Genomic DNA, 22,862 nt, shown 5'->3' on the forward strand with positions numbered 1-22,862 from the left:
TCACCCCCGGGCTGTAGGCTGGAGACCATGGTACTCCGCTCCACCCGGACCGCCGCCCTCGTCGCGGCGGCCGCGCTCGTCCTGTCCGCCTGCACCGCGCCCGAGTCCGGTGACCCCACCACCGCTCCCACGGACGCCGCGACCGGCACCGCGTCCGCGTCGCAGACCGCCTCCGGTGGAGCGCAGGAGCCCACGGAGGGCGGGGCGGACCCGGAGATCCGCGCGACGTCCGGAGCGATCGTCGAGGGCATGCCGTCCGTACTCGTGCCGATGGAGGACGCGGAGATCGTCTCGTCGTCCGTCCAGCCGGCCGGCGACGGCCAGCCCGTCAGCGCGAGCATCACGATGCGCGTCGACGCGTCCGAGGACGAGGTCCTGGACTTCTACGCGGACCACTTCGAGGACACGGACTTCGAGCCCGTGGACGATCCCGCATCCGAGGACGGGATCGCGACGCAGACCTATCACGCGGACGAGGGCGGTCAGCTGGTCTCGATCAGCATCTCGGAGGATGCGGACGGCCTGCTCGTCTCCGTGGGCGGCCGGGTGCTTCCGTGACGGCAGGGACCCCACCCGCCGTCCTCACCCCGCAGCAGGAGGTGCGCTCGCGCGTCGACGCGCGCCTGTCCGCGTTCCTCGACCGGACCCAGCGGAGCCTCGAGGACATCTCGCCGATCGCCCGCGACCTCATGGAGCCCCTGCGCGTCTTCACGGAGGGCGGCAAGCGGGTCCGCGCCGTGCTGCTGTGGTGGGGCTACGAGCTGGCCGGCGGACGGGACGCCCGCGCGATCGCCGCGGCCGCCGGATCCGTCGAACTGCTCCACGCCGCCGCACTGGTCCACGACGACATCATCGACGCCTCGGAGACCCGCCGCGGGAGACCCGCCGTCCACGCGCGCTTCCGCGACCGCCACCGGACCGCCGCGATGACCGGCGACGCGGACCTGTACGGCACCAGTGCCGGCATCATCGCGGGCGACCTGTGCCTGGCCCTCAGCGAGGAGCTGTTCGACGAGGGAGGGTTCGCGAACGCGCCCGCCGCCCGCACCGCGCACGCGGCGCTGCGCCGCGACGTGATGCTGGGCCAGTTCCTGGATGTCGAGCTCCAGGCCGCGCGCGTCCCCCGGGAGAATCTGCGCCGGCGAGCCGACGAGGTCCTCACGCACAAGACGGCCGCGTACACGGTCGTCCAGCCCCTGGTCCTGGGCGCCGCACTGGCAAACGCCCCGCAGGACCTCCTCGACGGACTCGCCGCGTTCGGCCTGCCGCTGGGCCGCGCGTTCCAGATGCGCGACGACGTGCTGGGCGTGTTCGGCGACCCCGCCGTCACGGGGAAGCCCGCCGGCGACGACCTGGTCCAGGGCAAGCGGACCATCCTCGTCGCGGAGGTGCTCGACCGCGCACCGACCGCGGATGCGCGGTGGTTCGAGGAGCGCTTGGGGCACGCGGACATCACGGCGGAGGACATCGCACGCATGACGGCGATCATCGTCGACAGCGGCGCGCTCGCGGCGTTCGAGGAGCTCATCGACCGGGAGACCGCCGCCGCCCTGCGTGCGCTCGAGGCCTTGGCGGAGCAGAGTCTGGCCCCCGCGGACATCGCGATGCTCACGCAGTTCGCCGACGCCCTCACCGACCGTCGGGCCTGACCACCGGTCGACCCGACCCCCGGGCGGCTCAGAGGGCCAGCGCCTGCGCCCTTCGCCGGACCTCCGTCTTGCTGCCGGAACGCAGCAGGTCGATCGGTCGTCCCGGCAGCGACTCGTCCGGAGTGAAGAGCCACACGATCGCGGCCTCGTCGTCGAAACCGGCGTCCCGCAGCGTTGTCACAGTACCGCGCAGGTGCCGGATCGGGCGCGACTCGTCGTCGACGAACAGGGCCGGGACCTGGAAGATGTCACGGTCGGTCCGCCGGACGCCCACCAGGGAGCCGTCCTCCACGAAGCGGCGGATCTTCGAGATCCCCAGTCCGGACGCCTCCGCGATGTCAGGCAGGGGCAGCCACGCGTCTACGAGTTCATCTGAGCCATTCACACCTCCACCCTAACGACCGCGCCGCTCCCCCGCGACACGCCGCCCCGGGCACCGCGGATCCGCGGTCTCCGCTGGCTACGCTGGTGCCGTCTGCGTGATGCCGACTTCCCCCGCTCATGACAGAGGACCACCAGCAGGACGGATGACCCCAGTGCCGACGGAGCATGCATCGCCCACCCCGCGCGGCCGGCGCGGCCGCACCCGTGCCGCCCACCCGGACCCCCTGCTGGTGCCCGCCCTCCTGTCGACGCCGGCGGCGCCGGCCCGGGTCCTCGAGGACGAGCCCGCACCGGCACTGCCCATCGATGTGACGACCGGACCCGGGTTCACCGCCGGAACGGCCTCGGCGTCCGTGCCGGCCTCCCACGGCGGGCGCACCTACCGCGTCCGCCAGGGCGACGACCTCGTGAGCGTCGCCGCCCGCTTCGGTGTCTCCGTGCCCGCACTCGTCGACCTCAACGGCCTGCGGCGGCAGCCCGCTCTGCGTTCGGGCCAGATCCTCTCGCTGCCGGAGCGGCAGGTGACGGACGGCCCGGCCACCGACCGCGTGCGCCCCGGCGACACCCTCGACTCGATCGCCGCACGCCACCGCCTCCGCCCCGCCGACCTCCAGCGGGCCAACGCGATGGGCGACTCGCAGCTGCTGATCGAGGGCGAGCTGCTGAGCCTCACGGGCACCGGCGCCGTGAGCGCCCGGCGCCGCCCCACCGCGGACGACCTGCCGCAGCTGACCGCGCCCGTCGACGGGTTCCCCCCGGAGACGGTGCAGGCGGCCCGCATCAACCGCCGCAGCCTCCTGGCGCGCCCCCAGCCCACGCGCCGTGAGGCGCGCACACTGGTCGAGGGCACGGCACTCGCCCACGACCTGTCCCCCGCGCTGGCCACCGCCGTCGCGCAGGTCGAGTCCGGCTTCAACCACGGCATCGTGAGCCCGGGCAACGCGATCGGCATCATGCAGGTGACGCCGCGCGCCGCGCACTGCGCCTCCCACGCCGTGGGCCGGTCCCTGGACGTCCTGGACCCCGCGGACAACGCGACGGCCGGGGTCGTCATCCTCTCGACGCTGCTGGAGGCCGCGGACGACGAGGCGCAGGCGCTGGCCGGCTACTACCAGGGTCTCGCGTCCGTGCGCGCCCACGGTCCGCACCCGGACACCAGGCGGTTCGCGGCGAACGTCCAGATCCTGGCCGACCGCACGCGATCCGAGGAGAGGTCATGACCACACTCACCGACCCCCTGCTGGGGCACGTCCTCGACGACCGCTACCGGATCGACGACCCGGTGGCCCGCGGCGGCATGGCGATGGTCTACAAGGGGACGGACCTGCGACTCGACCGCGTCGTCGCGCTCAAGGTCATGCACCGGCACCTGCTGGACGACGAGGGCTTCGTCGAGCGGTTCCAGCGGGAGGCCCGCGCAGCCGCCCACCTCATCCACTCGAACGTCGTGGCGGTCCACGACACGGGGCGCGACGGCGACGCCGTCTACCTCGTCATGGAGTACCTGCCCAACGTGACGCTCCGCAAGGAGCTGCGCCACCGCGGGACCCTCACGCCCCGCCAGGCGCTCATCGTCCTCGACGCGGTGCTGGCCGGTCTGGAGGCCGTGCACGCTGCCGGGATGATCCACCGCGACCTCAAGCCGGACAACGTGCTCCTGGGCGCGGACGGGCAGATCAAGCTCGCGGACTTCGGACTGGCGCGCGCCGTGAGTGCGGCGACGACGACGAAGACGCTCATGGGCACCGTGGGTTACGTCGCCCCGGAGCTGGTCACCCGCACGGGGGCGGACGAGCGCACGGATCTCTACACGGTCGGCATCATCCTCTACGAGATGCTCACGGGCTTCCAGCCCTACACGGACGAGGTGCCCATCCAGGTCGCCTACCGGCACGTCCACGACGACGTGCCGCCACCGTCGGAGCAGCGCCCGCTGCTGAGCCCCCGCCTCGACGCGCTGGTCCTGTGGGCGACATCACGCGACCCGGAGGACCGGCCGCAGAGCGCCACCGCCCTGCGCGAGGCCCTCGCGGAGGCGCGCGCCTCCCTCACCGCGGCCGAGCTGGACCTCGACCAGGCCGACGGACCGGAGAACCCCGCGTTCGCGACCCGGCCCATCCTCGTCCCCACCGCGACGATCTTCGAGCCCGGCGCGGACTCGGGTCCCATCCGCACGAACGCGGGCACAGACGAGATCCCGTACCTGGCGGACGAGGACCGGGAGGACACCCCCGCCGAGGCCGCACGGCATCCCGCTGCCCGCTCCGCCACCGCTGCGCCCGCCGCAGACGGCGGTGACGGATCCGCGGCCGTCGCGGCGGCCTCGGGAGCGGGCGCCGCAGGCGGGGACACGGCCCCGGGATCGGGGCGACGGTCCGGACGGCGCGGTGTCGTCATCGGGCTCGTCCTCGTGCTCGTGGCCGCACTGGGACTGGGCGGCTGGGCCCTGCTGGGCGACCGGGCCGTCGCGGTCCCGCAGTACACCGCGGGGCAGGACCCGGACGAGTACATCGCACTGCTCGAGGACGCGGGCCTGTCCGCGCAGACGGTCGACGCGCACAGCACGACGATCCCGTCCGGTCGGATCATGGAGGTGGAGCCCGGCGCGGGCGAGGAGCTGCAGCCCGGTGACTCCGTCACCATCACCGTGTCGCAGGGTGAGGAACTCTTCGTCGTCCCGGACGTCACCGGCTCGACGGAGACGGACGCCCGGACCAGCCTCGAGTCGTCCGGCATGGTGCTGGGACGGATCACCCGCGAGTTCTCCGACGATGTGCCCGAGGGCAGCGTCATCAGCCAGGGGTCCGGCGAGGGCCCGGTGGCGAAGGGCACGCCGGTCGATCTCGTCATCTCGAAGGGCGTCGAACCCATCGAGGTGCCGATCGTGACGGGTCTCGACTACGACTCCGCGTTCGCGAAGCTGGCCCGCATGGGCTTCCGCATCTCCCGCGACGACGTCTTCGACGACGAGGTGCCCTCCGGCAAGGTCGTCTCGCAGACGCCCAAGGGCGGCGCAGACGCCCAGGACGGCGACCTCATCATGCTGAAGGTCTCGAAGGGCAAGCAGGCGAGCGACTCCGACGACGAGCCCTCGGACGGGGATCGTGCGGGGGACGGCGAGGGCTGATCCGCTCGACGGCCGCTCCGTCTCAGGCGGTTGCGGCCTGCTCTGCCAGCTCCGCCAGGATGCGCGCGGCGGTGTGCGCCTGCTCCTCCGACACGTCGAGGTGGGTCACGAGGCGGCACTCCTCCTCATTCATCGCGAGGATCCGCACGCCGCGCCGGGCCGCCGCCTGCGCGTAGTCGTCGGCTGAGACGCCGGCCCGGCCGGGTGTCAGCATGACGATGTTCGTCTGCACCGATGCCGGGTCCGCGAAGTGCGGCACGGCCCGCGCCACGGTCGCGACGATGTGGGCGGCATGCGCGTGGTCGTCGGCCAGACGGTCGATGTTCCGGTCCAGCGCGTCGTGGCCGGCGGCGGCCAGGATCCCCGCCTGTCGCATGCCTCCGCCGTAGCGCTTGCGCAGGTGGCGCGCCTCGTCGATGAGCGCGGCGCTGCCGGTCAGGACACTGCCCACCGGTGCGCCCAGGCCCTTCGAGAGGCAGATGCTGAGCGAATCGACGACCGCGCCCTGATCCGCGAAGCTCGACCCCTCCGCCACGACCGCGTTCGCGACCCGGGCACCGTCCATGTGGACGCGCACGCCGCGCTCGTCTGCGCGGGCGCGCAGCGCGCGCAACTGGTCGATCGCGGCGATCCGGCCGCCGGAGAAGTTGTGCGTGTTCTCCACCGCGATGAGCGCGGTCCCCACCTGGTTGTAACCGCGAGGCCGCTCGACGAGGGCCACGGCGGCGTCCGCGTCGAGGGTGCCGTCCGGGGAGATCCACGTGCGACTCGTGATGCCCGCGATCGCACCGTGGCCGCCCACCTCGGAGCGCAGGATGTGCGCCCTCGATTCCGCGAGGACCTCCTCGCCGCGACCCACGGACGCGGCGACGCCCACCATGTTCGCGAGCGAGCCGGAGGCGCAGAAGAGCCCGGCCTCGTGGCCGAACATCTCCGCCACCCGCGCCTCGAGCGCGTTGACGGTGGGATCCTCCCCGTAGACGTCGTCGCCCACCGGCGCGTCCGCCATCGCCCGTCGCATCCGCGCGTCGGGCCGGGTGAGCGTGTCGGAGCGCAGATCGATGGGCTCCACGCTCAGCTCCGCGAGGCCTTCGTCAGCAGCTCTGCGACCTGGAACGCCATCTCGAGCGACTGGTCGTGGTTGAGGCGCGGGTCGACGAGTGTCTCGTAGCGGCGGCGCAGACCCTCCTCGTCGATCTCCGCGCCTCCGCCCAGCACCTCGGTCACGTCGTCTCCGGTCAGTTCGATGTGCAGGCCGCCGGGCACGGTGCCCGCCTCCGCGTGCGCGTCGAAGAAGCCGGCGACCTCCTCGACGACGTCCTCGAAGCGGCGCGTCTTGAATCCGTTGCCGGCGGTGATGGTGTTCCCGTGCATCGGATCGCACACCCACGTGACCTGCGGGAGCTCGTGCCCCACCTGGGCCAGCAGCTCCGGGAGCCGCTCCCGGATCCGTCCGGCACCCATCCGGGTGATGAAGCTGAGGCGGCCGGGGGTGCGCTGCGGGTCCAGCTTGTCGACCAGCCGCAGGACCTCGTCCTTCGTGATCGTGGGGCCCAGCTTCACGCCGATCGGGTTGTGCACGCGGGACAGGAAGTCCACGTGCGCCCCGTCCAGATCGCGTGTGCGCTCCCCGATCCACAGGAAGTGGCCGGAGACCGCGTAGGGGTTGCCCGTGCGCGAATCGATGCGGGTGAGGGCGCGCTCGTACTCGAGGAGCAGCGCCTCGTGCGCGGCGAAGAACTCGACGGAGTTGAGCGCGTCGAAGTCCGCCCCGCAGGCGGCCATGAACTTGAGCGCCCGGTCGATCTCGCGGGCGATCTGCTCGTAGCGGTGGTAGTTGGGGTTCGATCCCAGGAAGCCGCGGTTCCAGTCGTGGACGCGGCGCAGGTCCGCGAACCCGCCCTGGGTGAACGCGCGGATGAGATTCAGCGTCGACGCGGACACGTGGTACGCCTGCAGCAGTCGGCTGGGGTCGTGGCGGCGGGCCTCGGCGGTGAACTCGTGGCCGTTGACGATGTCGCCGCGGTACGACGGCAGCGTGACCCCGTCGCGCGTCTCGACGTCCGAGGACCGGGGCTTCGCGAACTGTCCCGCCATCCGGCCCATCTTCACGACGGGCACGGAACCCGCGTACGTGAGGACCGCGGCCATCTGCAGGACCGTCTGGATCCGGCGGCGGATCTTGTCCGCCTGTGCGTCCACGAAGGTCTCCGCGCAGTCGCCCCCGGCGAGGATGAAGGCACGGCCGGCCGCGGCCTCGGCGATCCTGCTGGTCAGCAGGTCCGCCTCCCCCGCGAAGATGAGCGGCGGCACACTGGAGAGCTCGTCCAGGACGGACTGGAGCTCCGCCGGGTCCGTGTAGGTCGGCTGCTGCTGGGGCGCGAGGTCGCGCCAGTTCTCCAGGCCCTCGAGTGTCTGCGGGGTGGCCTGGACCGAGCCCATCGCCTCGAAGAAGTGCGGGTCAGCGTGGAAGCCCATGGGAGGGAGCCTTTCATCTGGAGTGGGGACCGCCGCTCTCAGCGGGCGTCGTTCCCCTCGTCGCCCGCGTCGTCGGCGGGCGGTTCGTCGGTGGGCGGCGCGGCGTCATCCCCGCCGAAGTCCTCTGCGGACACGTGGTCGAGGAACTCGCGGAACTCCGCGACTGCGTCCTCGTCCGGCTCCGGTGCGTCGATCCCGTCCTCGTCCAGGACGGTCTGCGACACGAAGACCGGAGCGTCCGCGGTGAGCGCCAGGAGCACGGCGTCGGACGGACGCGCGGAGATCTGCTTGCCGTCCGTCGTGTCGATGCGTGCGAAGAACGTGTGCTCCTCGCGTCGCGTCACCGTCACCCGCTCGACGCCTGACCCGTAGTGGTCGAGCACGTCCAGCAGCAGCTGATGCGTGAGCGGGCGCGCGGACACCAGTCCCCGCTGCGCCATCTGAATGAGCGCCGACTCCGACGGTCCGATCCAGATGGGCAGATATCGCGGCAGGTCGAGTGCCTTGAGCACGAGGATCGACTGGTTCGCGGGGAGCTCGATCCGGATTCCGACGACTTCGGCTTCACGATCCGTCATGCAGACCGCTCTCAGCCGGTCCGGTGACGCTGTTGGAAGATCATCCGGAACTTCCCGATCTGCACGTCCGCACCGTTCTGCAGCTCGATCGAGTCGATGAGCTGCCGTCCCACATACGTCCCGTTGAGCGATCCGGTGTCGCGCAGGGTGAAGCCCGAAGGCGTGCGGACGAACTCCGCGTGCTTGCGCGAGACGGTCACATCGTCCAGGAAGATGTCCGCATTGGGGCTGCGGCCCACCGTCACGACGTCCGTGTCGAGCAGGATCTGAGCGCCTGCGTCCGGACCGGACACGACGACGAGCAGGGCATCGGTCTCGTCCAGGTTCTGCAGGTCGGGCACCGGGTGGATCTCGCCGGTGTGCGGGTCGAGGATGCCGGAGAACTGCGGGCTGCCCTGGCTGCCCTGCTCTTGACCCACCGGAGCCTGGGACGGATCGCGCCACTGCTGCGAAGGACCGCCGGCCGTCTCACCCTGTGAGCCCGTGGCGTGCCCGCCCGACTGCTGCCCGAACTGCTCCTGGGCATGCTGCGGACCGGAGCCGAACGACGGCTGCGCCCACTGTGCGCCCTGGTCCGGAACGGGCTGCTGGCCGTACTGCGGCTGCTCGCCGTAGGGCTGCGGCTGCGAGCCGTATTGGGGCGCGGGATCGCCGTACTCCGGGATCTGGCCCTGCTGCGGAGCCCACTGCTGCTGCTCCTGCGGCTGTCCCCACTGCTGCGGCTGGTTCCAGGTCTGCGGCTGTGCGCCCTGCGCCTGCGAGCCCTGCGGTTGTGCGCCCTGAGGCTGGCCCCACTGCTCCTGTCCCCACTGCTGAGGCGCGGAGCCCTGCCGGCCCGCCGCGTCATGCTGCTCCCACTGCTGCGGCTGGGATCCCTGCGGTGCCGGAGCCTGCGGTGCCGGAGCCTGCGGGGCACCCTGGCCGCCCTGTGCGGGGTCGCCGAAGGGGAAGACATGCGGAGTGGCGGACGACGACTCCTGATCCCAGGGCTGCCGTCCGTCGGGGGTGCCGCCGTTCTGCTGGGACATCAGGCTCCTTCGCTTTCGAGTGCGGCCAGGTAGGCGTCGCGGTCCAGGAGCGCGTCGACCTCGGCCGGGTCGGACAGGCGCACATCGTAGAGCCACCCGTCCTCGTAGGGGGCGGAGTTGACCGTCTCCGGGGAGTCCTCGAGCGATTCGTTGACCGCGATGACTTCGCCGGAGACGGGCGCGATGAGGTCGCTGACGCTCTTCGTGCTCTCCACCTCGCCGCAGGACTCACCCGCGCTGACGGAGTCGCCCACGTCGGGGATGTCGACGAACACGACTTCGCCCAGCGAGTCCTGCGCGAAGTCCGTGATCCCCACGCGCACGACCGACGCGTCATCCGTCTGCGCGACCCATTCGTGGTCCGCGGAGTACCGCAGGCCCTCGGGATAGGTGAGATCAGCCATGTCAACTCCTCCATCGTCAGGACTGTCCCCACCAGCATAACCGCATCCGTGTCGCAGATCGCATCGGGATGCCGGGTCGGTTCGCGCACGAGCGACGACGTCGCCCGCGCACGCCGGATGGGGCGCGGATCACAGACTACCGATTTGCCCTCCCGTGCGCGCGTGGATAAGCTCATCCTCGGTCCTGAGGGGCCGGACGGGCTATGGCGCAGCTTGGTAGCGCGCCTGACTGGGGGTCAGGAGGTCGTGGGTTCGAATCCCGCTAGCCCGACCAGGTGGAACAGCACAACGGGAGCGCCCCGAGCTTCGGCTCGGGGCGTTCGTGCTTTCCATTCGCCGTCCGTCAGCCCGCGAGCGCGTAGGCCGCCGGCAGCAGGTGGTCGACGCCGTGGGCGCAGGCGAATACCGCGGAGCTCACGAGCACCGTCGCCCAGGGGCCGCACCTGACGAGTGCGTTCACCAGCACGCCGCGGAACAGCAGTTCCTCACCCAGCGGGGTCAGCAGAGCACCCAGGACCAGGGCCGCCGTCACCCGGGTCAGGCCCAGTCGACGACCGTGCCCGGCCGGGTGAGGAGCAGGCACGCGTGCGTCGCCGTCTGCTGCTCGGCCGCCTCCCAGCGCTCCCCACCCGGTCCCGAGGCCGCACTCCCGGAGCCGCGCGGCCGCAGTCGCCCGCCGCGCACCCGGGACACGTCCCAGCCCAGCACCGCGTCGAGGGTGCGCCCGGTCGCCTTCACGAGCGCCTCCTTGCGCATCCACAGGCGGAGGAACTCGTCCTCAGGCACCGCCGCCGCCCCGACCCGCGCGCGCTCGCGTGGGGTGAGGACCTGCGGCAGGAGGACGGGATCCAGCGGCGCGCCCCGCGGTTCGACGTCGATCCCGCACGGGCCCGTCGCTGCGACCGCGGCCACCGCACCACCCGCGTGCGACCAGCTCACCCGGACCCCCTCGCGTCCCACCACGCGGGGGCGCCCGTGGGGGCCTCCGCATGTGGGACACGTCTGGACGAGCTCGACCTCCGTCGGGTCGCAGTCCGCCAGGCCGGCGACGGCGAGGCGGGCCAGGTGGTGCGCGGCCACGAAGTCCTCGCGCGCGGACGCGTCGTCGAACGCCTCCGCGCGTCGCCGCTCCGGCGGGGTCAGGAGGGACCGGCCGTCCGGTCCCGCGTCGAGCACCGACCGTGTGGTGCGCAGGAGCACCCGCGCGCGCCCCGCGCTCCCCACCCGTGACCGCCGGATCCTCATCGTGCGGCGAGGCGGGAGAGTGCGCTGCCCGGCGTCTCCAGGAGCCCGCCGGCCCGGCCCTGCTCCACGACCCGCCCGGCATCGACGACCACGACGTACGCATCCGCGGGGATCCGGTCGACCCGGTGCGTCACCTCGATCGTCGTCCGGCCGGGCCGGCGCCGCTCCAGTGCGCGCCGCACCTCCTGCGCCGTCTGCTCGTCGAGCTGGCTGAGCGCCTCGTCCAGCACCAGGACCTCCGGCTCCGCGAGCAGCGCCCGGGCCAGCGCCAAGCGCTGCAGCTGACCGCCGGACACCTCCGTGCGGCCTGCCCGCAGCGGCGCATCGAGGCCGCCGGACAGTCCGGTCGCCCACTCCTCGAGGCCCACGACGCGCAGGACGTCGAGCACCTGCGCGTCACTCGCCTCCGGTCGGGCCAGCCGGATGTTCTCCCGCAGCGAGTCGATGAGGAGGGTCGGTCGCTGGTCGACGAGGGCGACCCGGCCGCGCAGATCGTCGAGTCGGAGGTCCTGCACCCGCCTGCCTCCCAGTCGCACCTCGCCCTCGTCGGGATCGTGGACGCGCAGCAGCAGGGACGCGAGCGTCGACTTCCCGCTGCCGGAGACACCCACGAGGGAGGACCACTCCCCCGCGGGGAGATCGACGTCCGCGTCGGCGAGTGCCGGGCGGACAGGCTCCCCGCTGTCTGCGTCGGCGTGCGCCGGGTACGTGAGCGTCACACCGCGCAGCCGCACCGCGGGACCTGGCCGCTCCGCGTCGCCGGAATCAGCCGCGTGGTCCGCCCCGACCACGGGCTCCGTGGAGGACCGATCGGAGGCGGGGAGGGCCTCGGGGTCGGCCACCGCCGGCGGCGCCTCGACGATCGCGCGCAGCCGCTGCGCGGATGCGAGCGCGGCGTCGAGCCCGGCCATGAACGAGTCGACGCCGTTCAGCGGCCCGCGCAGGCCCACCGCGACCGCGAGGGCGAGGACGGCACCCGCGAGGCCCGCATCCGTGCGCGCCGCGACGACCAGGACGGCGATGAGAGCACCCGCGTGGAGGAGGGCGATCGCCCCCGTGCGTCCGCCCTGCACCAGACCGGAGGCCGACCGGGCGCGCACGAGGCGGTCGTCCGCCTCGGCGAGGGAGGCGAGCCTGCGATCCTGCGCGCCTCGCTCCAGAACGTCACGTACGCCGTGGATGTCGTCGCCCAGGTGCGCGGCGACGGCGGCGCGACCGGCGGCGACGGATCGGGCCGCACGCCACACGGTGCCGGCGGACACGAGCGGGACGAGGAGTGCGGCGAGCGCGAACGGCACGAGGACGAGTGCCAGGCCCACCGGCGCCGCGGCCCCCAGCCAGACGAGCGCGACCGTGGGGACGACGAAGGCGGAGACCGCGGGCGGGAAGGTGTGGGCGAAGAAGACCTCGATGCGGTCGATGTCCCGGGTCGCGGTCGCGGTGAGGGCGGCGCCGGCACGTCCGCGGGTGGCGGCGGGCGCCTGCGGGATGAGCGCGGAGACGAAGAGCTCGCGCAGGCGCTGGAGGGCTGTGAACGCCACCCAGTGGCCCGCGTAGTGCTCCGCGTACCGCAGCGCCGCCTTGAGCAGCGCGAGGACGATGAGGACGACGGCGAGCTCCCCCGCGCGCACCTCCCCGCCGCCGGCCGCACGGACCAGCGCGGAGGCCATGACCGCGTACAGGGCGACGCCCAGCAGCTGCGAGACGATCCGGGCGAGCGCGGATGCCACCAGTGGCATCAGCAGTCCCCAGGTGCGGGACACGAGCCAGCGCACGGTGTCGACACGGCTCTCCTGCGGCGTCTCCGTCATCGTGCCCCCTCCCCCGCGCGCGTGGTCCCGGGTGCCTCAGCTCCCGGTCGTGCCTCTGCTTCCGGTCGTGCCTCGTCCCCCACGGCGGGCCCGGCCGGGTCGAGGCGGATGACGCGGTCGGCGGCGAGGATCGCACCGGGCCGATGCGCGATCATGAGGACCGTCCTGTCCGCGGCCAGGCGTCGGAGCGCGGCGAGGATCTGCTCCTCGGCGGCCAGGTCGACCTGCGACGTGGGCTCGTCCAGCACGAGGATCGGCGCATCCTGGAGCCAGGCCTGCGCGATCGCGAGCCGCTGGGACTGGCCGCCGGACAGCAGCGCGCCCTGTTCGCCCACCGGGGTGGCCGGTCCCGCCGGCATCGCCTCGACGTCCGCACGGAGGCCAGCGCGCTCCAGCGCCTCCCACAGCTGCTCCTGCGTGGCCGCGGGCGCGGCCAGGCGCAGGTTGTCCTCGATCGTGCCCAGGAAGTGGAAGGCGCGCTGCTGGACGGCGGCGATGCGGGTCCGCGCCCCGGCGGGGTCCCGCACCGGGTCGATCCCGTCGACCCGCACCGTGCCGGTCCGGGCGGCGAGGTGTCCCAGCAGGAGCGAGGCGACCGTCGACTTCCCCGCCCCGCTGGGCCCCACGAGCGCGACGTGCTCGCCGCGCTCCACCCGCAGGCTCAGCCCGCTCAGGACCGTGGGGCCGTCCGGCCAGCCCGCGTCCACGTCCGCGAGCAGGAGCGCGGGGGTCCCGGCAGCGGACGGACGCCGGTCAGCTGGCGTCGGTGCGGCCTCGGGCACGGCGGAGTCCGCGACAGCGGAAGGCGCGCCGACCTCGGATGTCGGATCGGCCTCGGGCTCCCGGCCGGCCTGGGGAGCCGTCGACGGCTCCGCCCCCAGGACCGAGCCCAGCTGGGCCTGCGACGCGCGGCCGGCGATGCCGATGTAGAAGAACTGGCCGACGACGTCGACGGGGCCGATGACGAGGGTGGACAGAAGCAGGATCGCCGTCCCGTCGCCCGCGCTCAGGTCACCGGTGCCCACCCGCACGGCGGTGAGGACGGCCGCGGCGACGACGACGCCCAGGGAGAACGCCGCGTCGACGACGAGGATGAGCAGCTGGTTGACCGCCAGCATCCGCATGAGGGACCGGCGGTGCTCCTCGCCGCGCCGGGCCAGCAGCTCCGCCCGACGGTGGGCGGCGCGGGCCAGGACGAGGGTCTCGAGCCCCTGGATCGCATCGACGAACGCGGACGTGAGGGCGGCCTGCGACCGGCGGTACCGGCCGCCCACGGGACGCACGAGCCGCTGGAAGCCGCCCACCAGCACCGGCACCAGCAGCACGAGGAGGGTGAGCACCCCGGCCGTCACGGGGTCGACGGCGACGGCCATGACGAGGAGGACCAGCAGCGGCGTCGTGAGGGAGGCGGTGATGGGGCCCAGGAAGCCGGCCCGGTAGTGGGCGGTCTTCTCGACCGAGGTCGTGGCCGCCGCCAGCAGTCGGCCCGCCTGCGCGGACGCGCGGACCGCCCCGCCCCGGAAGACGGCGGAGACGACGGCCGCGCGCAGGTGCTTCTCCGCCTGCGCGGAGGTCCGCTCGCTCCACCACGCGCCCGCGCCCGTGCAGACGGCGACGACGAGGCCCAGGAGGACGGCCCACAGGACCCACGCGGTCGGGGCGGGTGCGGCGTCGTGGGCGGGCAGTGCGTCCGCGGCGAGGTCGTCGACGACGCGCCCCAGCAGGACGAAGAGGAGAGCACTGGCACCTGCGGCGAGCCAGCCCGTCAGCGCGGACACGGCCAGCACGCGTCGCGGTGTCGAGGCGCGCACCTGCGGGTGCACCGTCCCGGTCGTCATGGTCCTCCCCTATCACGTGGGGCCGGTTCCGGCCCGCGAGGCCGCTCCATCCTAGCCCGCGGGGGCGCAGCGGGTCCGCCGGATCAGCGCCCGCGGGCGCCTCAGACGCCCTTGAAGTAGACGAGCTGCGTCGTCGTGACGAGCAGGCGGCCGTCCTCGCCCCACACGTGACCCACCTGGTCGAAGAGTCCCTTGTGGAACCGCGAGGCCCGCGCCCGGCACAGCAGGTGCTCGCCCTGCTGCGCCAGCTCCTGCGGGCCAGCGTGGAAGTACGCCGTGTATGTGATCGTGCCGGCCGGGGACATCCGCCCGGTGCGGGCGAAGATCCGGGGGAAGAACGCGTCCGAGGCCGCGGCCAGCGACAGGTGGTCCCACGGACGCGGCTGGGCCTGGGCCAGCCACATGACGGTCTCCGACGAGTCCCCGGGTCGGTCCGGTCGACCCTGCAGCAGGCGGAACTCGTAGTTGTCCATCCACGGAAGACCGGCGGCGGCCATCGAGGTGGGCTCCAGGTCCTCCGGGCGGGGCACCTCCGGCGGCAGCACCTCAGTCTCCGAGAACGTGTCCCGCGGCGTCGCGAGGAGTGCGGTGCCGGTCAGGACGACGCCCGCCTCCTGCTCGATCCGCACCGTCCAGTGCTGGTTCGTGCGGTTCGTCCGCACGGGGTCGACGACGATCGACATCTCTCCGTCGGCCACCGGTGCGACGAAGTTGAGGGTGAGGGCGGCGGGCCGACCCTGCGCGCGCGGGTCGCCCGTGACGGCGCCCAGCGCCTGCGCGGCCGTCGCCCCGCCGTAGGGCCCCACCATGTTCGCCCACGCCGGGTGCGTGCGGGTGGTGACGGCGCGGGGTCCCCTGCTGTCAGCCGCCTGGGTCGCGGACGGGTCCTGCGGCTCCGCGAAGGTCGTGAGGGCGTCGAGAGGGTGGGACATGTTGCCTCCGGGACGGGGTGGTGTCGAGCGGTCGGGGACGGGACGCGTGGCCCCGGTCACCGATCGTAGCGATCCCCCGTGACATCCCGCACATCCACGGGCGACACGACGCCTGCCGGGTGCGCCGCCGCCATCCCGTGTTCACGGAGCGCGGCTATCATCACCCCGTCCACCTCACCAGCAGGAGATGCCGATCCGTGACTGACGAACCCTCACGTCGCCCGCCCGCGCAGACCGCCGGGTCGCTCACGGCCCCGAACGGCGCCGTGCACCCACCGCAGTTCGCCTCCCGCGACCTCGCCGCTCCCCCGCGCACCCTCATCGACCTCCTCATCGCCACCGCGACCGCGCATCCGGAGGCGCCCGCGATCGACGACGGCACCGTCGTGCTGCGCTATCGCGAGGTCCTCGACGTCATCCGCGACCGTGCGCTCGCCCTGGCGCGCGCGGGCGTGGGTCCCGGCGACCGGGTGGGCGTGCGCGTCTCCTCCGGCTCCACGGACCTCTACACCGCGATCCTGGGCGTCCTCATGGTAGGTGCGGCGTACGTCCCCGTCGACGTCGACGACCCGGACGAGCGCGCCCGCACCGTCTTCGAGGAGGCCGACGTCCAGGCGGTCGTGACGGACGGCTTCGCGCTGGAGGTCCGCCACTCCCGCACCGCGGACCAGCAGCCGGAGCTGCGGGCGCCGGGCCTCGAGGACGATGCGTGGATCATCTTCACCTCCGGCTCGACCGGCAAGCCCAAGGGCGTCGCGGTCTCCCACCGCTCCGCGGCCGCGTTCGTCGACGCGGAGGCCCGCATCTTCTGCCAGGGCGAGCGCCTGGGCCCGGGCGACCGCGTCCTGGCCGGCCTGTCCGTCGCCTTCGACGCGAGCTGCGAGGAGATGTGGCTGGCGTGGCGGTCCGGCGCGTGCCTCGTCCCCGCCCCCCGCTCGCTCGTGAAGTCCGGCATGGATCTGGGCCCGTGGCTGGCCGGGCGCGGGATCACCGTCGTCTCGACCGTCCCCACGCTCGCGTCCCTGTGGCCGGCGGAGACCCTGGAAAACGTCCGCCTCCTCATCTTCGGCGGCGAGGCGTGCCCGCCGGAGCTGGCCGCCCGCCTCCTGGACGACGACCGGGAGGTGTGGAACACGTACGGCCCCACCGAGGCCACCGTCGTCACGTGCGCCGCACCCCTGGACGGCACGGACCCCGTGCGGATCGGCCTGCCGCTGGACGGCTGGGACATGGCCGTCGTCGACCCCGCCACCGGGATCCCCGTCGAGGACGGGCGGACCGGTGAGCTCATCATCGGCGGCGTGGGCCTGGCCCGCTACCTGGACCCGGCGAAGGACGCGGAGAAGTACGCGCCCATGCCCACCCTGGGCTGGGAGCGCGCCTACCGCTCCGGCGACCTCGTCGTCATGGACCGCGCGGGCCTCGTCTTCGTGGGCCGCGCGGACGAGCAGGTGAAGCTGGGCGGGCGCCGCATCGAGCTGGGCGAGATCGACGCCGCCCTCCAGTCCCTGCCCGGCGTCGCCGGCGGTGCCGCCGCCGTCAAGGAGACCGCCGGCGGGATGCAGCTGCTCATCGGCTACCTCGCTCCCGAGGCCGCGGGCACCGACCGGCGCGAGTCCTGGACGGAGATCCTGCGGGAGTCCCTGCCCCCGGCCCTGGTCCCCCGCCTCGTCCTCGTCGACGATCTGCCGACCAAGACCTCGGGCAAGGTCGACCGGAACGCCCTGCCGTGGCCGCTGCCGGGCGAGGAGACGGAGTCCGGCAGCGCGGACGACCTGCCCGCGCACGCGCACTGGTTCGCGGACCAGTGGCAGGCGGTTCTGGGCTCCTACCCCACGATGGACGCCGACTTCTTCGACTCCGGCGGCGGTTCGCTGGCGGCCGCGCAGCTCATCTCCCGCCTGCGCGCGCAGCACCCGTCCGTCACGGTGGGCGACGTGTACGCGGCCCCCCGCTTCGGTGCGCTCGTCGCGCTCGCCTCGGACACGGACGAGGCGGCCCCCGCGCGGCCGCGCCGCACGATCACCCGCACCCGCTACTCGATGCAGACGCTGCAGACCCTGCTGGGCATCCCCGTCCACGTGCTGGCCGCGATGCGCTGGGTCGTCCTGGCCCTCGTCCTCGTCAACGTCGCCGGTGCCGCCGGCGCGGACGTGCCGACGGTCAGCTGGTGGCTGATCCTCGCTCTCGTCGCCGTCTTCGTGACCCCGTGGGGCCGCATGCTCATCTCCGCCGGCGTCGCCCGCCTCCTGCTGTCCGGGGTGCGGCCGGGCACGTACCCCCGGTCCGGCTCCGTCCATCTGCGCCTGTGGCTGGCGGAGCACGTGGCGGACCTGGCCTCGGCGGTGTCCGTCGCCTCCGCCCCGTGGGTGACGTGGTACGCGCGTCTGCTGGGCAACTCGGTGGGCCGCGACGTCGACCTGCACTCGATCCCGCCGGTCACCGGCATGCTGACCCTCGACACGGGTGCCGCGATCGAACCCGAGGTCGACCTCAAGGGCTGGTGGGTGGACGGCGACCTCGTCCACATCGGCCGCATGCGGGTGGGCAAGTACGCGGTCGTGGGCGCCCGCTCGACGCTGCTGCCGGGCGCGCACGTGGGGGCCCGGGCCGTCGTCGAGCCCGGCTCCGCCGTCAACGGGCGCGTGCGCAAGGGACAGGTGTACTCCGGGTCCCCGGCCACCCGCGTCCGCCGCGCCGGGAACGTCGTCCCCGATCCCCCGGCCCGCCGCAGGCGGACGCCGTTCCTGCTCTACGCGATCGGCTCGCTGCTGCACGCGGCGATCCCCCTGGTCGCCTCGGTCCCCGGTCTCGCCCTGCTGGTGGCGGTGTCCGGTCCGCAGGCGATCGTCAGCCCGCTCACGCTGCTGGCCTGGTCCCCCGTCCTGGGCCTCACCTGGTTCGCGACCGTCGCCGCGCTCATCGTCGTCTCCGTGCGCACCCTGGCGATCGGCCTGCGCGAGGGCACCGTCCCCGTCCGGTCGTTCGCGGGCTACCGCGTGTGGGCGACGGAGCGGATCATGGACATGGCCCGGGACCTGCTGTTCCCCCTGTACGCCGGCATGCTCACCCCCGTGTGGCTGCGCCTGCTGGGCGCGAAGGTGGGTAAGGACGTCGAGGTGTCGACGGTCCTGCTGGTCCCGTCCATGACGACGATCGCAGACGGGGCCTTCTTGGCCGACGACACGATGGTCGCCAGCTACGAGCTGCGCAGCGGCTGGATGCGGATCGGCCGGGCGAAGGTGGGCAAGCGCGCTTTCCTGGGCAACTCCGGCATGGCGGCCGCCGGTCGGCGCGTGCCCAAGAACGCACTCGTCGCGGTGCTGTCCGCCGCACCCGGCAAGGCGAAGAAGGGCACCAGCTGGATCGGCTCGCCGCCGGTCGAGCTGCGCCGGTCGGAGGTCGAGGCCGACGCGGAGCTCACGTACCGTCCCAGCGCCCGCCTGCGCCGCCTGCGCGGGTTCTGGGAAACGCTGCGTCTGCTGTCCGTCGTGGCCGGCGCACTCGTCGTCACCGGCGTCATCGGCTCCCTCGTGGGGCTCCACATCGCCTTCGCCTCCCTCTCGACACCGCTGGCCGGCGCACTGGGCATGCTCGCCGTCTCCGGTGTCGTCATGATGCTCGCCGGCGCCGTGGCGGCCGGGATCGCCGTGGCCGCGAAGTGGATCTGCATCGGCCGGGTCACGGAGGGCGAGCACCCCCTGTGGTCCTCGTTCATCTGGCGCAGCGAGCTGGCGGACACGTTCGTCGAGCTCGTCGCCGCCCCGTGGTTCGCGCGCACCGCCGTTGGGACCCCCGCCCTCGTCTGGTACCTGCGCGCGCTGGGCTCCCGGATCGGTCACGGCGTGTGGTGCGAGACCTACTGGCTGCCGGAGGCCGACCTGGTGCGCCTGGACGACAATTCGACCGTCAACCGCGGCTGCGTCGTCCAGACGCACCTCTTCCACGACCGCGTCATGAGCCTCGACACCGTCACGCTCGACGCCGGCGCCACCCTGGGCCCCAACAGCGTCATCCTGCCGGCGGCCCACCTGGGCGACGCCGCGACCGTGGGGCCGGCGAGCCTCGTCATGCGCGGCGAGTCCGTGCCGGCCCACGCGTACTTCATGGGCAACCCGGTCGTACCCTGGATCGATGCACCCGCACTGCCCGAGGAGGCCTTGAGTCGATGACCGTGTTCGACCCCTACACACCCCAGTCGGGCAGCGCCGACTTCACCGTCGAGCACTACGACCTCGACCTCGACTACCGCCTGGGCCCCAATCGTCTGGCCGGCACCGCGACCCTGACCGTGCGGGTCCTCGAGGACCTGCGCGCGCTCACGCTGGACCTGGTGGGTCTGGGAGTCGACCGGGTGCGGGTCGAGGGGCAGCGCGCCCGGTACCGGCAGCGTGCCGGCCGTCTGCTCGTGACCCTGCCGGCGCAGCAGGCCGCGGGCGACCGGCTCACGGTCGAGGTCCGCTATTCCGGCACCCCCGCTCCCCGGATGGGTGCGTGGGGCGATGTGGGCTGGGAGGAGCTGAATGACGGATCGCTGGTCGCCGGCCAGCCCAATGGCTCCGCCACCTGGTACCCGGTCAACGACCATCCGGCGCACAAGGCGACCTACCGCATCTCCGTCCTCACCGATGCGGATTACACCGTCATCGCCAACGGTCGGCTGGCCTCCACGACGCGCGCGTCCCGCGGGACGCGGTGGGAGTGGGTCTCCGACGTCCCGCTGGCCCCGTACGTGGCGAGCGTCCAGATCGGTCGCTTCAAGCTGTCGGATCTGCCCGGCGACGGCGAGGTGCCCCAGTGGCTGGCCGCTCCCCGCCTGGGATGGGGGCCGGCCGCGCTGTCGTTGAAGAAGCAGCACGCGATGCTCGAGGCGTTCCAGGACTGGTTCGGCCCCTACCCCTTCGACGCGTACGGCGTCGTCGTGACGGCGGAGACCCTGGACATCCCGCTGGAGTCGCAGCCGTTCTCCATCCTGGGCGTCAACCACCTGCGGCCCACATGGGAATCGGAGCGGCTGATCGCCCATGAACTGTCCCACCAGTGGTTCGGGAACTCCGTCTCGATCCGGAGATGGAAGGACCTGTGGCTCAACGAGGGCTTCGCCTGCTACGCGGAGTGGCTGTGGTCGGAGCAGAAGGGCTCGAAGTCGGCCGCCGACTGGGCCGACGAGACGCAAGCGATGCTGGCCGAACTGCCGCAGGATCTGGTCCTCGCGGACCCGGGCGGACCGGACATGTTCGACGACCGGCTCTACAAGCGCGGTGCCCTGGCCGTCGAGACGCTGCGGCGCACCGTGGGCGACACGACGTTCCGGAGCGTGTGCCGCGAGTGGTGCTGGCGGAACAAGCACGGCCACGGCGACACGGACGCCTTCCTGGACCTGGTCGACGAGATGACCGGCATCGAGGCGCGCGCGGTGCTGGGGCCCTGGCTGTTCGACGCACAGCTGCCCACTTTGCCGCAGCGCCCGCCCGTGGCCTGACGCCCATGCGGGGCGGCGACGCGGGCGGCGGACGGAGTCAGATGCTGCGCAGCAGCACGTCCGCGTCGCCGTTGCGGCCGGCGATGACGAAGCCGTTCTGCGCGAAGAACTCCCCAGCCGTGTTGAGCTGGTGGACGGCGAGGCTCACGGAGCCGCGGCCGGACAGCCGCAGGAGGTCCAGCACGGCGCGCACCAGGTGCGTGCCGTAGCCCTTGCCCTGCTCGTCCGGATCGACGGCGATCCGCAGCTCCGGGATCTGATCCCCGGCCCATCCCTCACCGCGCCAGTCCTCGCGCGGCAGACGCACCCACGCGCCGCCCACGGGACGGTCCGTCTCGTCCAGGATGACGACGCCCGTGTCGCCCTCGCGCCCCCACCCGTCGAGGTAGCCTGCCAGGACCTCATCGGCTGCGATCTGCTCGTCCGACAGGGGCGGCGAGTCGATCGACCAGTTGACGGACTTCGCGAGGAACGGGCGGAGCGTCTCCTCCGCCGTCGCATCATCGGGAACGGGCACGAGTCTCATAGCGCCATTCTGTCCGATGACCCGGCGCGGGACCAGCACCCGGCCCGTGTCAGCGGATGCCCCGGGCCAGTGCGCGGTCGATCCACCGACGCCCCCGCGCGCGCAGTGCCAGGGTCACACCCCGGGCGCCCAGGAAGCCCACGGCGAAGGCCGCCCAGGCCGTGAGCGTGTGCGGCCAGAACCGCATCGAGACCAGCAGGAGCCCCGCGTAGACCGCGAGTGATACGACCTGTGCGAGCGCCAGGTAGCGCGCGTCCTCCGCCCCCATGAGCACGCCGTCCAGCACGAAGACGACACCGGCCAGCGGCAGGCTCACCGCGAAGACCAGCAGCAGAGAGGTGAGCAGGTCCGCGACCGCGGGGTCCTGCGTGAAGACGGCCGGGATCCACGGGGACCCTGCCGCGATGAGCACCGCGCACACGGCGCCGAAGCCCAGTCCCCATCGCACCAGGCGGCCGGTGATGCGCTGGACCCCGGGCACGTCCTCCGCCCCCAGGCGCAGGGCTATGAGCGCCTGCCCCGCGATCGCCAGGGCGTCCAGCGCCAGGGCCAGGGCGAAGAAGAGGGTCTGCGCCACCTGCACCGCCGCCAACTGCGTCGTCCCCAGCGCCGTCGCTTGGAGGATCAGGAGGATGATGGCCGCACGCAGGGCCGCGCTGCGCACCAGCAGCCACCCGGACGTCGCGGCCGAGGCCCAGACACCGGCCCCGTGCGGGCGCAGGCTCGCCCCGTACCGCCGGGCCGCGCGGAACGCGATGACGACCAGGACGACGGCCATGCCCGCCTGGGCGAGGACGGTCCCCAGTGCCGAGCCGGCGATTCCCCAGCCCAGTCCGTAGATGAAGACCGCGTTGAGGACGATGTTCGCGCCGAAGCCGCCACCGGCGACCCACAGCGGGGTGCGGGTGTCCTGCAGTCCGCGCATGAGTCCGGTCGCGGCGATGACGAGCAGCATCGCCGGCAGCCCCCACCACGAGAGGGCGAGGTAGGTCAGTGCGGCGGACTCGACCTCGGCGGTGGGGCCGAAGGCGCGGACGGCGGGACCCAGCAGCGGCAGCCCGCCCACCAGCAGCACCGCGGACACGACGAGGGAGAGCCACATGCCGTCGAAGCCGGCGCTCACCGCACCGCGGATGTCCCCGCTGCCCATCCGCTTCGCGACGCGCGGCGTCGTCGCGTAGGCGAGGAAGATCATGAGGCCCAGGACCGTCTGGATGATGGTCGAGGCGATCGCGAGGCCGCCCAGCGACTGCGGCCCCAGGTGGCCGACCATCGCGGTGTCCGCCAGCAGGAACAGCGGCTCTGCGATGAGGGCGCCCAGTGCCGGCACGGCCAGGCGCAGGATCTCACGATCGACGGATCTCATCCCGGACATCCTAT

The 22,862-nt window shown here is 73.1% G+C and carries 19 protein-coding genes and 1 tRNA gene; 7 read left to right on the forward strand and 13 right to left on the reverse strand.

Going from position 1 to position 22,862, the window contains the following annotated elements:
• Positions 1-27 precede the first annotated feature (27 nt).
• Both HGBR_RS13050 and HGBR_RS17970 read left to right on the forward strand, forming a co-directional pair.
• On the forward strand, positions 28-558 hold the full coding sequence (locus HGBR_RS13050) for a hypothetical protein (protein WP_019159792.1): 531 nt from the start codon (positions 28-30) through the stop codon (positions 556-558).
• Entirely contained in the window at positions 555-1,649 is a 1,095-nt protein-coding gene (locus HGBR_RS17970) for a polyprenyl synthetase family protein (RefSeq protein WP_019159793.1), read from the forward strand. Before HGBR_RS13050 ends, HGBR_RS17970 begins: the two co-directional genes overlap by 4 nt.
• Before the next feature lie 28 nt (positions 1,650-1,677).
• On the opposite strand, the gene HGBR_RS13060 is transcribed toward HGBR_RS17970, so the two are convergent.
• Entirely contained in the window at positions 1,678-2,034 is a 357-nt protein-coding gene (locus HGBR_RS13060; RefSeq protein WP_019159794.1) for an Rv2175c family DNA-binding protein, read from the reverse strand.
• Between the two features lie 142 nt (positions 2,035-2,176).
• Between HGBR_RS13060 and HGBR_RS17975 the strand changes: the two genes are divergently transcribed.
• Positions 2,177-3,253 (forward strand): LysM peptidoglycan-binding domain-containing protein, encoded by a 1,077-nt coding sequence (locus HGBR_RS17975; RefSeq protein ID WP_083882890.1) that lies wholly within the window; start codon positions 2,177-2,179, stop codon positions 3,251-3,253.
• Complete coding sequence (gene pknB, locus HGBR_RS17980; RefSeq protein ID WP_019159796.1) at positions 3,250-5,160, forward strand: Stk1 family PASTA domain-containing Ser/Thr kinase; 1,911 nt, start codon at positions 3,250-3,252, stop codon at positions 5,158-5,160. The genes HGBR_RS17975 and pknB overlap by 4 nt, the downstream gene beginning before the upstream one ends.
• A gap of 22 nt (positions 5,161-5,182) precedes the next feature.
• Here the strand turns inward: pknB and HGBR_RS13075 are convergent, their stop codons facing one another.
• From HGBR_RS13075 to gcvH, 5 genes are read right to left on the reverse strand one after another with little or no spacing between them, the layout of a single operon-like run.
• Positions 5,183-6,232, reverse strand: a complete 1,050-nt coding sequence (locus HGBR_RS13075; RefSeq protein ID WP_019159797.1) for a threonine aldolase family protein — start codon at positions 6,230-6,232, stop codon at positions 5,183-5,185.
• A gap of 2 nt (positions 6,233-6,234) precedes the next feature.
• Positions 6,235-7,638: a class II 3-deoxy-7-phosphoheptulonate synthase gene (locus HGBR_RS13080; RefSeq protein ID WP_019159798.1), complete on the reverse strand. Its 1,404-nt coding sequence runs from the start codon at positions 7,636-7,638 to the stop codon at positions 6,235-6,237.
• A 38-nt stretch (positions 7,639-7,676) separates the two neighbouring features.
• On the reverse strand, positions 7,677-8,216 hold the full coding sequence (locus HGBR_RS13085) for a bifunctional nuclease family protein (protein ID WP_019159799.1): 540 nt from the start codon (positions 8,214-8,216) through the stop codon (positions 7,677-7,679).
• Between the two features lie 11 nt (positions 8,217-8,227).
• On the reverse strand, positions 8,228-9,244 hold the full coding sequence (locus HGBR_RS21170; RefSeq protein WP_019159800.1) for an FHA domain-containing protein: 1,017 nt from the start codon (positions 9,242-9,244) through the stop codon (positions 8,228-8,230).
• Positions 9,244-9,648 carry a glycine cleavage system protein GcvH gene (gene gcvH / locus HGBR_RS13095; RefSeq protein WP_019159801.1) on the reverse strand — a complete coding sequence of 135 codons (405 nt, stop codon included), beginning with the start codon at positions 9,646-9,648 and terminating at the stop codon, positions 9,244-9,246. Before gcvH ends, HGBR_RS21170 begins: the two co-directional genes overlap by 1 nt.
• A gap of 197 nt (positions 9,649-9,845) precedes the next feature.
• Here gcvH and HGBR_RS13100 point away from each other — a divergent pair.
• A tRNA-Pro gene (locus tag HGBR_RS13100) sits at positions 9,846-9,922 on the forward strand.
• A gap of 69 nt (positions 9,923-9,991) precedes the next feature.
• Here HGBR_RS13100 and HGBR_RS20575 read toward each other — a convergent pair.
• The 5 genes from HGBR_RS20575 to HGBR_RS18000 all read right to left on the reverse strand — a co-directional run bounded on the left by HGBR_RS20575 (position 9,992) and on the right by HGBR_RS18000 (position 15,474).
• The gene (locus HGBR_RS20575; RefSeq protein WP_245533346.1) at positions 9,992-10,231 is read right to left on the reverse strand and encodes a CPBP family intramembrane glutamic endopeptidase; all 240 of its coding nucleotides are present in this window, start codon (positions 10,229-10,231) and stop codon (positions 9,992-9,994) included.
• Positions 10,186-10,824, reverse strand: a complete 639-nt coding sequence (locus HGBR_RS20580; protein WP_218915972.1) for a 4'-phosphopantetheinyl transferase family protein — start codon at positions 10,822-10,824, stop codon at positions 10,186-10,188. The genes HGBR_RS20575 and HGBR_RS20580 overlap by 46 nt, the downstream gene beginning before the upstream one ends.
• 65 nt (positions 10,825-10,889) lie before the next feature.
• A complete protein-coding gene (locus tag HGBR_RS13115; RefSeq protein WP_019159803.1) occupies positions 10,890-12,704 on the reverse strand; it encodes an ATP-binding cassette domain-containing protein in 1,815 nt (604 codons plus the stop codon).
• Positions 12,701-14,542 carry an ATP-binding cassette domain-containing protein gene (locus HGBR_RS17995; RefSeq protein WP_019159804.1) on the reverse strand — a complete coding sequence of 614 codons (1,842 nt, stop codon included), beginning with the start codon at positions 14,540-14,542 and terminating at the stop codon, positions 12,701-12,703. The genes HGBR_RS13115 and HGBR_RS17995 overlap by 4 nt, the downstream gene beginning before the upstream one ends.
• Before the next feature lie 101 nt (positions 14,543-14,643).
• Positions 14,644-15,474: an acyl-CoA thioesterase gene (locus HGBR_RS18000; protein ID WP_019159805.1), complete on the reverse strand. Its 831-nt coding sequence runs from the start codon at positions 15,472-15,474 to the stop codon at positions 14,644-14,646.
• Between the two features lie 197 nt (positions 15,475-15,671).
• Here HGBR_RS18000 and HGBR_RS13130 point away from each other — a divergent pair, with 197 nt between their 5' ends.
• Positions 15,672-19,646 (forward strand): Pls/PosA family non-ribosomal peptide synthetase, encoded by a 3,975-nt coding sequence (locus HGBR_RS13130; RefSeq protein WP_019159806.1) that lies wholly within the window; start codon positions 15,672-15,674, stop codon positions 19,644-19,646.
• Positions 19,643-20,956, forward strand: a complete 1,314-nt coding sequence (locus HGBR_RS13135) for a M1 family metallopeptidase (protein ID WP_019159807.1) — start codon at positions 19,643-19,645, stop codon at positions 20,954-20,956. Before HGBR_RS13130 ends, HGBR_RS13135 begins: the two co-directional genes overlap by 4 nt.
• Before the next feature lie 37 nt (positions 20,957-20,993).
• On the opposite strand, the gene HGBR_RS18005 is transcribed toward HGBR_RS13135, so the two are convergent.
• Positions 20,994-21,482: a GNAT family N-acetyltransferase gene (locus HGBR_RS18005; protein WP_083882892.1), complete on the reverse strand. Its 489-nt coding sequence runs from the start codon at positions 21,480-21,482 to the stop codon at positions 20,994-20,996.
• Positions 21,483-21,531: 49 nt separating this feature from the next.
• Positions 21,532-22,848, reverse strand: a complete 1,317-nt coding sequence (locus HGBR_RS13145) for an MATE family efflux transporter (protein WP_019159809.1) — start codon at positions 22,846-22,848, stop codon at positions 21,532-21,534.
• Positions 22,849-22,862 lie beyond the last annotated feature (14 nt).

The organism is Brevibacterium senegalense, from assembly GCF_000285835.1.
In the GTDB taxonomy this organism is placed as follows: Bacteria; Actinomycetota; Actinomycetes; order Actinomycetales; family Brevibacteriaceae; genus Brevibacterium; species Brevibacterium senegalense.

Bases quoted from the DNA above. Each gene is read 5' to 3' on its own strand.
- HGBR_RS17995 (WP_019159804.1), bottom strand. From the start codon at position 14,542: ATGACGACCGGGACGGTGCACCCGCAGGTGCGCGCCTCGACACCGCGA.
- pknB (WP_019159796.1), top strand. From the start codon at position 3,250: ATGACCACACTCACCGACCCCCTGCTGGGGCACGTCCTCGACGACCGC.
- HGBR_RS18000 (WP_019159805.1), bottom strand. From the start codon at position 15,474: ATGTCCCACCCTCTCGACGCCCTCACGACCTTCGCGGAGCCGCAGGAC.
- HGBR_RS13135 (WP_019159807.1), top strand. From the start codon at position 19,643: ATGACCGTGTTCGACCCCTACACACCCCAGTCGGGCAGCGCCGACTTC.
- HGBR_RS21170 (WP_019159800.1), bottom strand. From the start codon at position 9,244: ATGTCCCAGCAGAACGGCGGCACCCCCGACGGACGGCAGCCCTGGGAT.
- HGBR_RS13080 (WP_019159798.1), bottom strand. From the start codon at position 7,638: ATGGGCTTCCACGCTGACCCGCACTTCTTCGAGGCGATGGGCTCGGTC.
- HGBR_RS18005 (WP_083882892.1), bottom strand. From the start codon at position 21,482: ATGAGACTCGTGCCCGTTCCCGATGATGCGACGGCGGAGGAGACGCTC.
- HGBR_RS13085 (WP_019159799.1), bottom strand. From the start codon at position 8,216: ATGACGGATCGTGAAGCCGAAGTCGTCGGAATCCGGATCGAGCTCCCC.
- HGBR_RS13145 (WP_019159809.1), bottom strand. From the start codon at position 22,848: ATGAGATCCGTCGATCGTGAGATCCTGCGCCTGGCCGTGCCGGCACTG.
- gcvH (WP_019159801.1), bottom strand. From the start codon at position 9,648: ATGGCTGATCTCACCTATCCCGAGGGCCTGCGGTACTCCGCGGACCAC.
- HGBR_RS13050 (WP_019159792.1), top strand. From the start codon at position 28: ATGGTACTCCGCTCCACCCGGACCGCCGCCCTCGTCGCGGCGGCCGCG.
- HGBR_RS13115 (WP_019159803.1), bottom strand. From the start codon at position 12,704: ATGACGGAGACGCCGCAGGAGAGCCGTGTCGACACCGTGCGCTGGCTC.
- HGBR_RS17975 (WP_083882890.1), top strand. From the start codon at position 2,177: ATGACCCCAGTGCCGACGGAGCATGCATCGCCCACCCCGCGCGGCCGG.